Consider the following 14,052-nt stretch of genomic DNA (forward strand, 5'->3'; position numbering starts at 1 on the left):
GATTTTATAGGGAGGATTGTCAGTTGTCAACAAGAAATTCCAGAAGTGAGTTGGAAAAGACTGCCGTTCAGGTATTTCGGAAATTGGGCACAAGAACGGTTCTGTTTCACCAGGCAGCCGCTCAAGCTCTCGGTCTGTTTCCCACCGATTTAAAATCAGCTGACATCTTAAATGAAGCAGGGCCAATGACGGCTGGAGAGCTGGGGAAAAAGACGGGCCTCAGCACGGGTTCGGTCACGGCGCTTGTTGACCGTCTGGAAAAAGCGGGGTATGTGGCTCGTGAAAAGGACCCTAGTGATCGCCGTAGAGTCATGATTGTCCCTTTGACCGCTTCGAAAAAACATGTAAAAGATTTGTTTCGTTCACTGTCGGAGTCTACGATGGATTTATGCCGCGACTATACCGAAGAGGAACTGGAACTCATTTTCAGTTTCGTAGGAAAAGCCGCCGATATTATGGAGGAAGAGCTTGAACGTCTGAAACAGTAAGCGAAATTGTGCATAGCTTGGCCCGTTCCCGAATAAATTGTACAAGTTACGTAAGAGAAGGGAGTACGGGCCGGTGAACATTTTTTTGAGCTATATTGTGCTGGGACTGTCCTTGTCTGCGCCTGTGGGACCAGTGAACGCGGCGCAAATAGACAAAGGAATTAAAAACGGTTTTTGGCATGCGTGGATTTTTGGTTTAGGCGCCATGACAGCGGATGGACTGTATATGCTTTTTATTTATTTCGGGCTGTCACAGTTTTTGACCGCTCCATTTGTGAAGACGTTTTTGTGGCTCTTCGGCTTTTTTGTTCTGACCTATACCGGAATTGAAACGCTGAAAAATGTCAGAGAACCGATGGATGTGAGAAGCTCGCGGGGAAAAGCTTCATACCAGAAAACATTCGCTTCGGGTTTTCTCATTTCATTGTCAAATCCATTGAGCATTCTTTTTTGGCTTGGGATTTACGGGAGCATACTTGCGAAAACAGCAGAGGCCTACAATATGAATCAGCTTCTTATCTATAGCTCCGGCATCATGATCGGCATTTTAATCTGGGATTTTTGCATGGCGATCACAGCCAGCATGTTCAGAAATCTGCTTCATGAAAAGCTATTGAGAGGATTGACCGGAATCGCTGGTATATCCCTGCTTGTATTTGGATGTTACTTCGGTTATCAAGGCATCAAACAGTTATTGGGATGATATATAAAGGACAGTCACGTGCTGCCTCCAGATTTAATATAGTATCCAGATGATACTGGAGGTGGATCAATAGTGAATGGGATTTACACCAAAAGTTTTCTGGAACGTAATCAAGAAGAGCTTCTTGAATGGCAAAGAATCGCTTTTGAGCTTCTGGCAGAAACTGTGGCCGATGACGCGGATACGTTTCCATGCATTCCCGGACGGCAGGCGTTTCTGACTGACCAGCTCCGCATTGCGTTTGCCGGAGATCCACGGGAAAACGGTACGGCGGAGGAGCTGGCTCCATTGCTTGCGGAGTACGGAAGGATTTCACGGGACACTGGAAAATACGCATCCCTCGTTGTGTTGTTTGACACACCGGAGGATTTGGCTGAGCACTATTCGATTGAAGCGTATGAAGAGCTGTTTTGGAGCTTTTTAAATAGACTGAGTCATCAAGACAAAAAAGAATGGCCGGAAGACATTCCGGCCGATCCAGAGCATTACAAATGGGAGTTTTGTTTTGACGGCGAGCCGTACTTTATTCTGTGCGCTACACCTGGGCATGAGGCGAGAAGGAGCCGGAGCTTTCCCTTTTTCATGATCACGTTTCAGCCAAGGTGGGTGTTTGAAGAGTTAAATGGATCAACCGCATTTGGCCGCAACATGAGCAGGCTGATCCGCTCTCGTTTGAAAGCCTATGATCAAGCTCCGATTCATCCGCATTTAGGCTGGTACGGAGGAAAGGATAATCGCGAATGGAAACAGTATTTCCTCCGTGACGATGAAAAGCAGGTATCGAAGTGCCCGTTTTCTTATTTCAAGAACATGTTCAATAAAATGAAATAAAATCACGAGCTGGCAGGGCGGTCTTTATGTCCCTGCTTTTTTTGATAGATCACTGTAACGACGGCAATGATCGCGAGAAAACCTATACTCACAAAAAAACCGGGCCGGCTTGATTTTTCAAATAGTGTGCCGGACACAGCCGCAGCAATCAGAATCATCGCTGAATAAATTTGCGTTTTCCCCATGCCTTCGGGATCTGTCAGCTTTTTGCTGGAGAACAAGATAAACAGCCAAGTGTATAAAAGCATAAGCCCCGCTGCTGTGGTCATGTGCTCATAAATGTTTTTGGGCAGCACTAAAGACAGTATGATGGATAAAATAAGCCCTGCAAACGTCAGCCCCAGCGCCGGCCAGCATATTTTTTTGCCTTCCTTTAAGGTAAAGCATTTCGGCGCGTCGCCGTCATCAGCCATCGTACAAAGCAATGTCGTGACCGCAAACAGGGAAGCGACGAGGGTCGAGAACCCGGCGATAATGAAAATCCCGTTAAAAATATCGAGGATAATCTTAAGGTTATATCCTTTTAACGACGTAATGAACGGGCTGTCCTGCTGTGTAAACGTGTCTAATGGAACCAGCAGCAAAGCCAGTCCGATCGAAATAATATAAATAACCGCCAGTGTCGCCAGCATCAGCTTCCCTGATTTTGACGCTTCCTCTGGTTTTTTTAAGTGAACCGCCATCAGCCCCATGACCTCAATTCCTCCAAAGGCGTAAAACGCGTAGATTAAACCTGTCCACAGCCCCATGGCGCCGTATGGGAAAAACTCACTCGTCTTATTTGGAATCTGTACATCGTGCTTTCCGCCGGATAAGATGCCGCATAATGCCAGGATGGCAATCACAATAAACATAAAAATAGCGGCTGTTTTGATGACTGCCAGTACGTTTTCAGTCTTCTCAAAAACAGACAGCCCGGTGAAAATAATCAGAAGCCCAAGTACCGCATAGATTGAAGCGAACACCCATAGCGGGACTTGTGGAAACCAATGCTTCGTAAATAGCGAAATGGCTGTCAGCTGGCTTCCGGTAATCAGCATTTCTGATGACCAATAAACCCAGCCGTTGCTGAACCCGGCCCATCTGCCGAATGCTTTTCTTGCATACGCGCAAAACGAGCCTTTTTCCGGCTGCTTTGCCGACAGCTTGGCAAGCTGCTCGAATACAAAATACGTGCCGATTGCCCCAATCAGAAATGAAAGCAGAACGGAAAAACCGCTTTTCACTATGGCAATGCTGGAACCGAGAAAAAATCCTGTTCCGATTGTGCATCCTATCCCGATTAATGACAGCTGCCACCAAGCCAAATTTCCTTTTTGCTGGTCTTTTTTTGTTTGACTCATCAATTTCAACCCCTTTTATCTACGGTTAGATTGCGACCCGCCCGAAGCTTATATACATCGGATTTTTGCCTCTTTTTACATGGAGAAGGCGGCGAACGCCCATACTAATGAAAAAAGGAGCGAAGCAATGACACAGCAATATATTATTGAGCCGAAAAAAGGGCTTGGTCTGGAGCTGAAAAAGGGGCAGATTTTGAAGGTGGTTGATGTAGAAGGGCAGCAGGTAGCAGATTTTGTCGCATACCATGCCAAAGATTTTTATGAGCACCTTGATCAGGGCGCGACCATTGATGCCAATCATTCTATTCATGTGAAGGTCAATGACCATCTCTACTCCAATCTGTACAAACCGATGCTGACGCTGATTGAGGATACGGTCGGCAAACATGATCTCCTGCTTCCCGCCTGCCGACCTGATATGAACAGGCTGTTATACGGCAAGCAAAAGGATGAGTTTCAGGATACGTGCTATGACAATATGAACCGTGCGCTTGAGCAGTTTGGCGTACCGAAGCCTCACATGCATTACCCGTTTGCGATTTTTATGAATACTGTCCTTGATGAGAAAGGGAACCTGTCTGTGGAAACGCCGCTTTCGAATGCCGGCGATTATGTAAGGCTGAGGGCGGAAACGGATTTGATTGTCGCGTTTTCTTCCTGTCCGATCGAAAAAGGAAAGTGTAATGGAGACAGTGTAACGTCAATACGGGTGGAAGTCAGCTGATCTCTCTTGTTCACTGCAAATGAAAACCTATGCTATATTTAATAGGAATACATAACGATGATTCATTTCCATTCAGTTGGGGAAATGATCAAATAAGAAACAGCGATTGTACAGGAGGAATGAGTAGGATGAGTGTGCAGGAAACGATTATGCGTGAATTACATGTGAAGCCCTCAATTGATCCAAAACAAGAAATTGAGGACCGAATCAATTTTTTAAAGCAGTATATAAAGAAAACCGGCGCTAAAGGCTTTGTATTGGGAATCAGCGGCGGACAGGATTCATCTCTTGCCGGGCGCCTTGCCCAGCTTGCCGTGGAAAGCATTCGCGAAGAGGGCGGAGACGCTCAGTTTATCGCGGTCCGTCTTCCGCATGGCACACAGCAGGATGAAGACGATGCCCAGCTCGCTCTGAAATTCATCAAGCCGGACAAATCCTGGAAGTTTGACATTCAATCAACAGTCAGCGCTTTTGCAGATCAATATCAGCAAGAGACAGGCGATAAGCTGACAGACTTTAATAAAGGGAACGTAAAAGCGAGAACGAGAATGATTGCTCAATACGCGATCGGCGGCCAAGAAGGCCTTCTTGTGATTGGAACAGACCATGCGGCCGAAGCCGTAACTGGTTTCTTTACGAAATACGGTGACGGAGGCGCAGATCTCCTGCCACTGACAGGCTTAACAAAGCGTCAGGGAAGAAGCCTGTTAAAAGAGCTGGGTGCACCGGAACGCCTATACTTAAAAGAACCAACTGCCGATCTGCTCGACGAAAAACCGCAGCAGACGGATGAAACAGAGCTTGGCATTTCCTACGAGGAGATTGACGATTATCTTGAAGGAAAAGAAGTATCAGCGAAAGTGTCAGAAGCGCTGGAAAAACGCTACAGCATGACTGAACATAAACGCCAGGTTCCAGCTTCTATGTTTGATGACTGGTGGAAATAAGACCAAGAAAGCCCGCTCTCGGAGCGGGCTTTTCAGTGTGGTGACAAACCCTCGCATTCGTTGCCAGGCCTGCGCGTCGATGCTCACGTGAAAAAAGATCGGCGGCTGAAAGCTAGAGCGTCCTGCTCAAACGCCCCTGTCGCCGCATGCTGCGGAAATCTGCTCCAATGCTCGTCCTTCCAAGACTACAAAGGTTTTCAATCATGTTGGGATATTTTAATGCTTTTTTGCGTCGAAGTATTAAAATATCTGTGGAAATGTTGTACAATGAATGTCATTCAGGCAAAAGCGCCGCCAAAAGGACGGGCAAGCCGATATCTATATAAATATGCGTGAAATAAGCATATAATGAATATAAAATTTCATTCCTTAGGAGGATTTCGCCGAAGATGAACGCTAAACGAGCCATCCCAGTAAGAGAAAGAAATATCGTCCTGATCGGATTCATGGGTGTAGGAAAAACGACAATCGGCCAATTGGTCGCTAAAAAATTATATAGAGATTTTATCGATATAGATCAAGAGATTGAAAAAGATTTCAATATGTCGATCCCTGAGCTGTTTGAGAAAAAGGGTGAAGATTTTTTTCGGAAAACGGAGAAGGAATATATTTTAGACATTTGCCATCATAAACGATTCAAAATCGTATCTCTGGGCGGCGGGTCTTTTAAACAAGAGGAAATCAGAACGTGCTGTCTGGAAAACTGTCTCGTGCTTTATCTAGACCTGTCATGGGAGAACTGGAAGCAGCGCGCGGACTTATTGATCGAGAGCCGCCCTGTGCTGCATAACCGCTCAATGAATGAAATGGAAAAGCTTTTTAACGAAAGAAAAGTCATTTACGATAAACACAATTCAAAAGTGGCAACAGACAACCTGTCTCCTGAAGAGGTCGCCGATTATATTGCGGAGACATTGAAAATCGGCTGGGATCTTTATCAGCCAATGTAAAAGCCGTGCGGAGCGCACGGCTTTTTATCATTTTATACCTTGAATCAAAATCGCTTTTAAGCAAAAGGAGTCGGGCTGTCCGTTTTGGTTCAATTTGATACAGAACGTGTCACGTGCTTCGTCTGATGCCTGATGTAAATGGCTGATAATCTGTTTTTCTCGATCGGCAGGGGTTCCGCCCCGTTTGATCCAGCTTTGATATTGAATCGGCAAATTCCACTTTTGGACTTTTTGATAGCCCAGCTGATTAGCGGCGAACATCGACTGCCATTCTGATAATGAACTTTCCCGCACGTGGGAAGGGTCTCGGAGCCGGTTCAAATGATTGACAAACTCATCAAGAACTGGATCTTCAGGCGCGTAATGATCGACCAAGAGAAAACGTCCGTCCTTTTTCAGCACGCGTGCAACTTCGCTGACTGCTTTGCGGACATCAGAAAAATGATGGGCCGCGTACCGGCAGGTAATGAGATCAAATGAATCATCGGCGAAGGGAAGCGACTCCGCTGTTCCTTGCCGGAAACGTACGTTTTTCGTTCCTTTTTCTTGCGCAAAGGAGGATGCAACCTCTACCATTTCTATCGTCGCATCAACACCGATGCACTCCTGTACATATGGAGAAAATGCCAGCGCCGTATGGCCGGCACCCGCTCCGATATCCAGCACCCGATCATCAGCCCGGCATTGCGCCGTTTTGATCATAATACCCAAATCTTCCCCCTCGGCAAATACCTTCTCATCCCGATACATCTCGGCGTTTTTCGAAAACGGTGTTTCATTTGTCATGTCAACCAGCTCCTTTTTTCTGTTTGATGATATGGATTATGTTAGCAATTTCTGTTATGATTCGTCCAAGATATAAAAATGATAAAAACGATAGGTTTAACCTATGGAGGCTGAAATGGATATTAAAGTGATGGAATACGCAGCGGAAATCGCCCGGCGCCAAAGCTTTACAAAGGCGGCGGAGCATCTTCATATCGCTCAGCCATCTCTCAGCCAGCAAATCAAAAAGCTTGAGGCTGAGCTTGGGCTTACCCTTTTCCACAGATCCCACGGCTCTGTTACCCTGACACCCCACGGCCGGCGTTTCATTGAAAAAGCCGAGGACATCATTCGTTCCAGAGATGATTTGCTCCGGGAGATGCAGGAGCGGTCGCAGGGGCTTGGGCATAAGCTTTCCATCGGGATTCCCGCTGTCACGGGGAGATATCTCTTTCCGCCTCTGCTGAAGCAGTTTTTGGCGCGCTATCCTCATGTAGAGGTTCAGCTTGTTGAAAAAGACCCTGCTTCATTAGAGGAAATGACGGCAAAGGGAGAGGTTGACCTTTCTGTTTTGTCCTTGCCGATCGAGGATGAACGGCTCGCCATTACACCCTTGCTCACGGAACCGATTGTTCTCGCGGTGCCTAAGGAAAAACAAAGGTGGATGCCTCCGGAAATGACCGCGCTGATTGAGAAAGCGCTGGAAGGAGAGGAGGGCCGCCAGCCGTCCGTGCCCCTTGAAATGGCGAGGCACGTGCCTTTTATTCTGTTAAAAGAAGGCTTCGGTTTTCGAAGGACAGTTCTCGATCTCTGTGCGGAAAGCGGCTTTAAGCCGAATACTGCCTTTAAGACGAGCCATATTGAAACCGCGCAATCTCTTGTGGCAAACGGCTTAGGTGTGACAATGGCGCCGAATATGGTCAGAAGGGATAAGGACCCGGGTGTAATCTATTTATCTATTCAATCAGCGCCATCCCGAACCCTTGTCTTTGTATTTTTAAAGAACCGATATGTCAGTCTGACAGCTCAGGCTTTTATGGAAATGAGCCGGGAAAATCTTAAACAAACGTTTGATGAAGGCTGTTTGGAAAACAAAAGTGAAAATATTTAGAAAACGTGGTAGTATAGAATACAAACTAAAACTAATAAAACAAAGGGGAATAATCGGAAATGCAACTATTCGATATGCCGCTCGACCAATTGCAAACGTATAAGCCTGAAAAAACAGCACCGAAAGATTTTTCTGAGTTTTGGAAATCGTCTTTGAATGAACTTGCAAAAGTACAAGCGGCACCTGATTTACAGCCAGTTGATTATCCTGCTGATGGAGTCAAGGTGTACCGCCTCACATATAAAAGCTATGGAAACGCCCGCATTGCCGGATGGTACGCGGTGCCTGACAAGGAAGGCCCACATCCGGCGATCGTCAAATATCACGGCTACAACGCAAGCTATGACGGTGAGATTCATGAAATGGTGAATTGGGCGCTTCACGGATACGCGGCATTCGGCATGCTTGTCCGCGGGCAGCAGAGCAGCGAGGATACGAGTATTTCTCCGCATGGTCACGCTTTAGGCTGGATGACGAAAGGTATTCTTGATAAAGATACATACTATTACCGCGGCGTTTATTTGGACGCCGTCCGCGCGCTTGAAGTCATCAGCAGTTTTGACGAAGTCGACGAAACAAGAATAGGTGTGACAGGCGGAAGCCAAGGCGGCGGCTTAACAATTGCCGCAGCAGCTCTGTCAGACATTCCGAAAGCCGCAGCTGCCGATTATCCTTATTTAAGCAACTTTGAACGGGCCATTGATGTGGCGCTTGAACAGCCGTACCTTGAAATCAATTCCTTCTTCAGAAGAAATGGCAGCCCGGAAACAGAAGAGCAGGCGATGAAGACACTTTCATATTTCGATATTATGAATCTTGCTGACCGAGTAAAGGTGCCTGTCCTGATGTCGATCGGCCTGATTGACAAGGTCACCCCGCCGTCCACCGTGTTTGCCGCCTACAATCACTTGGAGACAGAGAAAGAGCTGAAGGTGTACCGCTACTTCGGGCATGAATATATCCCTGCCTTTCAAACGGAAAAACTTGCTTTCTTTAAGCAGCATCTGAAAGGCTGATAAATATGAAAAGCCGCCGCACATCATCAGGCGGTTTTTTTCTGCAAACTGCGGGAATGAAACCAGACTGGAGACGAATAGATATGAAACAAAGGATCATTGATGAATTAAAACGAATCGAGCTGTCATACGGAGTCAAAATCGTATATGCCGTTGAATCAGGAAGCCGCGCTTGGGGATTCCCGTCCCAGGACAGTGATTACGATGTCCGCTTTATTTATGTGCCGAAAAAGGAATGGTATTTTTCAATTGAGCAGGAGCGTGATGTCATTGAGGAACCGATTCACGATTTGCTGGATATCAGCGGCTGGGAGCTGAGAAAGACGCTGCGCCTCTTCAAAAAATCAAACCCGCCGCTCCTTGAATGGCTGTCCTCAGACATTGTGTATTACGAAGCATTTACAACCGCGGAGAAGCTAAGAAAGCTGCGGACGGAGGCGTTTAAGCCCGAAGCAAGCGTGTATCACTATATTAATATGGCGAGAAGGAACGTCAAGGATTACCTTCAAGGGCAAGAGGTCAAAATCAAAAAGTATTTCTACGTGCTTCGGCCAATCTTGGCTTGCAAATGGATTGAAAAGCACGGAACCATTCCGCCAATGGATTTTACTGTTTTGATGAATGAACTTGTTACTGATTCTGAGCTGAAGGCAGAAATGGAAACCTTGCTTGAACGGAAAAGAAGAGGCGAAGAGCTTGATCTTGAAGCGCGAATTCATGTTATTCACCAATTTATTGAAACGGAAATCGAAAGAATCATGGAAGCAGCAAAAACGCTGAAAGCAGAACAAAAGGATATGACACCTGAACTGAATCGTTTGCTTTTGAATACGGTTGAAGAAGTATGGAAGGATGGAGGAAGCTGATGTTTTTTGTCGCTTCCTTTTCCCCTTTATTCGACACGATTCCCCGACTTTCTAACTATCTGATTGTGGTAAATCCACAAAAATAATCAGAATCTTTGTATTTTGAGAATATTGTGAACGTGGGTTTTGTCCATTTACAATTAACTCATACAAATACTTCTTAGATTGCGGGGTGTTGAGGTTGGAAGTGATCACAAGAGATTTTTTCTTATTTTTATCCAAAAGCGGCTTTCTCAATAAAATGGCAAAGAACTGGGGAAGCCGGGTAGCAGCGGGTAAAATTATCGGAGGGAATGATTTTAACAGTTCAATCCCGACGATTCGACAGCTTAACAGCCAAGGCTTGTCAGTTACTGTCGATCATTTAGGAGAGTTTGTAGACAGCGCAGAGGTCGCGCGGGAGCGTACGGAAGAGTGCATTCAAACCATTGCGACGATTGCGGATCAGCAGCTGAACTCACAAGTTTCTTTAAAAATGACGTCTTTAGGTCTCGATATAGATATGGATCTGGTGTATGAAAATATGACGAAAATCCTTCAGACGGCCGAGAAGCATAAAATCATGGTCACCATCGACATGGAAGATGAAGTCAGATGCCAGAAAACACTTGATGTTTTCAAGGATTTCAGAAGGAAATACGAGTATGTGAGCACAGTGCTGCAAGCCTATCTGTACCGAACGGAAAGTGATATTGACGATTTGGATTCTTTAAACCCGTTCCTTCGCCTTGTAAAAGGAGCTTATAAAGAATCACAAAAAGTAGCTTTCCCGGAGAAAAGCGATGTCGATGAAAATTATAAAAAAATCATCCGAAAGCAGCTCTTAAACGGTCACTATACAGCGATTGCCACACATGACGACAAAATGATCGACTATACAAAGCAGCTTGCCAAAGAAAATGGCATCGCCAATGACAAGTTTGAATTTCAGATGCTGTACGGCATGCGGTCGCAAACCCAGCTCAGCCTCGTAAAAGAAGGTTATAACATGAGAGTCTACCTGCCATACGGCGAAGATTGGTACGGCTACTTTATGAGACGCCTTGCAGAACGTCCGTCAAACATTGCATTTGCTCTCAAAGGAATGACAAAGAAGTAAAAAAGGAGAGATTATCATGACAACACCTTACAAACACGAGCCATTCACAAATTTCCAGGATCAAAACAATGTAGAAGAGTTTAAAAAAGCGCTTGCGACGGTAAGCGAATATTTAGGAAAAGACTATCCGCTTGTCATTAACGGCGAGAGAGTGGAAACAGAAGCGAAAATCGTTTCGATCAACCCGGCTGATAAAGAAGAAGTCGTCGGCAGAGTGTCAAAAGCTTCTCAAGAGCACGCTGAGCAAGCAATTGAAGCGGCTGCGAAAGCATTCGAGGATTGGAGATACACGTCTCCGGAAGAAAGAGCTGCTGTCCTTTTCCGCGCTGCTGCCAAAGTCCGCAGAAGAAAACATGAATTCTCCGCTTTGCTTGTAAAAGAGGCAGGGAAGCCATGGAACGAGGCAGATGCTGATACGGCTGAAGCGATCGACTTTATGGAATATTATGCACGCCAAATGATCGAACTGGCAAAAGGCAAACCTGTCAACAGCCGTGAAGGCGAGAAAAACCAATATGTATACACGCCGACTGGTGTAACAGTTGTTATTCCGCCTTGGAACTTCTTGTTTGCGATCATGGCGGGCACAACAGTGGCGCCGATCGTTACTGGAAATACAGTTGTTCTTAAACCTGCGAGCGCGACACCTGTCATTGCTGCGAAATTCGTTGAAGTGCTTGAAGAGTCTGGATTGCCGAAAGGTGTAGTCAACTTCGTTCCTGGCAGCGGGGCGGAAGTCGGTGACTACCTTGTTGACCATCCGAAAACGAGCCTTATCACATTTACGGGATCAAGAGAAGTTGGTACGAGAATTTTCGAACGCGCGTCGAAAGTCCAGCCGGGCCAGCAGCACTTAAAACGTGTGATTGCTGAAATGGGCGGAAAAGATACAGTTGTCGTTTGTGAAGATGCAGATGTTGAACTTGCTGCACAATCGATCTTCCAGTCAGCGTTCGGCTTTGCGGGACAAAAATGTTCTGCAGGTTCACGTGCAGTTGTCCATGAAAAAGTGTATGATCAAGTATTGAAGCGTGTCATTGAAATTACGGAATCTAAAGTGACAGCAAAACCTGACAGTGCGGATGTTTATATGGGACCTGTCATTGACCAAGGTTCTTATGATAAAATTATGAGCTATATTGAGATCGGAAAACAGGAAGGGCGTTTAGTAAGCGGCGGCACTGGTGACGATTCAAAAGGATACTTCATCAAACCGACGATCTTCGCTGACCTTGATCCGAAAGCAAGACTCATGCAGGAAGAAATTTTTGGGCCTGTCGTTGCATTTTCTAAAGTGTCAAACTTTGATGAAGCTTTAGAAGTGGCAAACAATACTGAGTACGGTTTGACAGGCGCTGTTATTACAAACGACCGCAAAAACATCGAGCGTGCGAAACAGGAATTCCATGTCGGGAACCTGTACTTCAACCGCAACTGTACAGGCGCTATCGTCGGCTACCATCCGTTCGGCGGCTTCAAAATGTCCGGAACGGATTCAAAAGCAGGCGGGCCGGATTACTTGGCACTGCACATGCAGGCTAAAACGATCAGTGAAATGTTCTAAAGCGGGACTAAATGGGCATCCTCCCTGCGGGGATGTCCATTTCATCCATATACCATAAAAAAGAGGAGGAAGTGCCATAGAAAACACACAGCTGATTATTTCGATTTGTATTTATATGGCAGGGATGCTGCTGATCGGCTACTTTGCTTACAAGCGTACGTCGAATCTGACGGATTACATGCTGGGAGGACGTTCTTTGGGTCCGGCCGTAACCGCTCTCAGTGCCGGCGCTGCCGATATGAGCGGCTGGCTGCTGATGGGGCTCCCGGGCGCTATGTTTTCAACGGGTCTGAGCGGTGTGTGGATTGCGTTCGGACTTTGTCTTGGAGCATGGGCGAACTGGCTCTACGTCGCGCCTCGGCTGAGAACCTATACGGAACAAGCGGGGAATTCCATCACAATTCCCGGATTCCTAGAAAACCGCTTCGGAGATCAAACAAAGCTTCTTAGATTGTTTTCAGGGATTGTGATTTTAGTCTTCTTCACATTTTATGTTTCGTCTGGAATGGTATCCGGCGGTGTTTTATTCAACAGTATTTTGGGGATGGAATATCATACAGGCTTGTGGGTTGTGACTGGTGTTGTTGTGGCATATACTCTGTTTGGCGGCTTTTTGGCAGTCAGCTGGACAGATTTTGTTCAGGGGATCATTATGTTTGCCGCACTCATTCTTGTTCCGATCGTTACGTTTTTCCACACGGGAGGAACAAGTGAAGCAGTTACTGAAATCCGGTCTGTTGATCCAGATATGTTTAATATTTTCAAAGGAACAAGCGTCCTTGGCATTATTTCTTTGTTTGCATGGGGGTTGGGATACTTTGGACAGCCGCATATCATTGTGCGTTTTATGGCAATAACGTCTGTCAAAGAGATCAAAAAAGCGCGCAGAATCGGAATGGGCTGGATGATGTTGTCGGCAGTCGGCGCTGTGCTGACCGGTTTGGGCGGAATCGCTTATTACCATCAGAATGGCATGACACTGAAGGACCCAGAGACGATCTTTATTCAATTAGGGAATATTTTGTTCCATCCGATTATCACAGGTTTTCTGATATCAGCTATTTTGGCCGCGATTATGAGTACAATTTCTTCCCAGCTGCTTGTGACATCAAGCTCTTTGGTAGAAGATTTGTATAAGTCGATGTTCAGGCGCTCAGCCTCTGATAAAGAGCTGGTGTTTTTGGGCCGTTTGGCTGTGCTTGTGATTTCTGTTATCGCGTTATTCCTAGCTTGGGAGAAAAATAATACGATCCTTGGATTGGTTAGCTACGCGTGGGCTGGCTTCGGCGCATCATTCGGGCCGGTTGTACTGCTCAGTCTGTTTTGGAAACGAATGACTAAATGGGGGGCACTCGCCGGCATGATTGTGGGAGCAGCAACTGTAATCATTTGGGCGAATGCCGGTCTTTCGGATTTTCTGTATGAAATCATACCTGGTTTTGCTGCGAGCCTATTATCTGTCTTTATCGTCAGTATATTGACGCAGGCTCCGTCACAAGCTGTCGCAGACCAGTTTAAAGACTACCAAGATACAATGTCACAATAAAGATCGAAAGGAGGAGGAAGGGGCTGTCCCTTTTTCCTCTTTTCTCCTTTTAAACGGGCCGTTTTTTTCTTTTGGAAACAAACGTATTTTTTTTCTATA

The 14,052-nt window shown here is 46.0% G+C and carries 14 protein-coding genes; 12 read left to right on the plus strand and 2 right to left on the minus strand.

Going from position 1 to position 14,052, the window contains the following annotated elements; translation table 11 throughout:
• The first annotated feature begins 23 nt into the window (after positions 1–23).
• The 3 genes from V6D41_RS17980 (at position 24) to V6D41_RS17990 (ending at position 2,022) form a co-directional block, all read left to right on the plus strand.
• Complete coding sequence (locus V6D41_RS17980; protein ID WP_333519152.1) at positions 24–488, plus strand: MarR family transcriptional regulator; 465 nt, start codon at positions 24–26, stop codon at positions 486–488.
• 73 nt (positions 489–561) lie between these two features.
• Entirely contained in the window at positions 562–1,191 is a 630-nt protein-coding gene (locus V6D41_RS17985; protein WP_333519153.1) for a LysE family translocator, read from the plus strand.
• Positions 1,192–1,260: 69 nt separating this feature from the next.
• The gene (locus tag V6D41_RS17990; protein ID WP_333519246.1) at positions 1,261–2,022 is read left to right on the plus strand and encodes a YqcI/YcgG family protein; all 762 of its coding nucleotides are present in this window, start codon (positions 1,261–1,263) and stop codon (positions 2,020–2,022) included.
• A 2-nt stretch (positions 2,023–2,024) separates the two neighbouring features.
• Here the strand turns inward: V6D41_RS17990 and V6D41_RS17995 are convergent, their stop codons facing one another.
• Positions 2,025–3,365, minus strand: a complete 1,341-nt coding sequence (locus V6D41_RS17995; protein ID WP_148962926.1) for an amino acid permease — start codon at positions 3,363–3,365, stop codon at positions 2,025–2,027.
• 127 nt (positions 3,366–3,492) lie between these two features.
• Between V6D41_RS17995 and V6D41_RS18000 the strand changes: the two genes are divergently transcribed.
• From V6D41_RS18000 to V6D41_RS18010, 3 genes are all read left to right on the plus strand, one after another.
• Complete coding sequence (locus V6D41_RS18000; protein WP_333519154.1) at positions 3,493–4,089, plus strand: DUF1989 domain-containing protein; 597 nt, start codon at positions 3,493–3,495, stop codon at positions 4,087–4,089.
• Positions 4,090–4,217: 128 nt separating this feature from the next.
• A complete protein-coding gene (gene nadE / locus V6D41_RS18005; protein ID WP_333516817.1) occupies positions 4,218–5,036 on the plus strand; it encodes an ammonia-dependent NAD(+) synthetase in 819 nt (272 codons plus the stop codon).
• A 389-nt stretch (positions 5,037–5,425) separates the two neighbouring features.
• Complete coding sequence (locus V6D41_RS18010) at positions 5,426–5,986, plus strand: shikimate kinase (protein ID WP_333519155.1); 561 nt, start codon at positions 5,426–5,428, stop codon at positions 5,984–5,986.
• 27 nt (positions 5,987–6,013) lie between these two features.
• On the opposite strand, the gene V6D41_RS18015 is transcribed toward V6D41_RS18010, so the two are convergent.
• Positions 6,014–6,772 (minus strand): class I SAM-dependent methyltransferase, encoded by a 759-nt coding sequence (locus V6D41_RS18015; protein WP_333519156.1) that lies wholly within the window; start codon positions 6,770–6,772, stop codon positions 6,014–6,016.
• 115 nt (positions 6,773–6,887) lie between these two features.
• Here V6D41_RS18015 and V6D41_RS18020 point away from each other — a divergent pair, with 115 nt between their 5' ends.
• The 6 genes from V6D41_RS18020 (at position 6,888) to putP (ending at position 13,953) form a co-directional block, all read left to right on the plus strand.
• Positions 6,888–7,862, plus strand: coding sequence for a LysR family transcriptional regulator (locus tag V6D41_RS18020; RefSeq protein ID WP_087993142.1), 975 nt, complete (start codon positions 6,888–6,890; stop codon positions 7,860–7,862).
• A 59-nt stretch (positions 7,863–7,921) separates the two neighbouring features.
• On the plus strand, positions 7,922–8,878 hold the full coding sequence (gene cah / locus V6D41_RS18025) for a cephalosporin C deacetylase (protein ID WP_333519157.1): 957 nt from the start codon (positions 7,922–7,924) through the stop codon (positions 8,876–8,878).
• Positions 8,879–8,961: 83 nt separating this feature from the next.
• Entirely contained in the window at positions 8,962–9,744 is a 783-nt protein-coding gene (locus V6D41_RS18030) for a nucleotidyltransferase domain-containing protein (RefSeq protein WP_087993184.1), read from the plus strand.
• A 187-nt stretch (positions 9,745–9,931) separates the two neighbouring features.
• A complete protein-coding gene (gene putB, locus V6D41_RS18035) occupies positions 9,932–10,843 on the plus strand; it encodes a proline dehydrogenase PutB (protein WP_087993185.1) in 912 nt (303 codons plus the stop codon).
• Positions 10,844–10,859: 16 nt separating this feature from the next.
• Complete coding sequence (gene pruA, locus V6D41_RS18040; protein WP_148962934.1) at positions 10,860–12,407, plus strand: L-glutamate gamma-semialdehyde dehydrogenase; 1,548 nt, start codon at positions 10,860–10,862, stop codon at positions 12,405–12,407.
• Positions 12,408–12,498: 91 nt separating this feature from the next.
• Positions 12,499–13,953, plus strand: a complete 1,455-nt coding sequence (putP, locus tag V6D41_RS18045) for a sodium/proline symporter PutP (RefSeq protein WP_087993145.1) — start codon at positions 12,499–12,501, stop codon at positions 13,951–13,953.
• Positions 13,954–14,052 lie beyond the last annotated feature (99 nt).

It is taken from the genome of Bacillus sp. 0102A (assembly GCF_036765155.1).
GTDB lineage: Bacteria > Bacillota > Bacilli > Bacillales > Bacillaceae > Bacillus > Bacillus subtilis_G.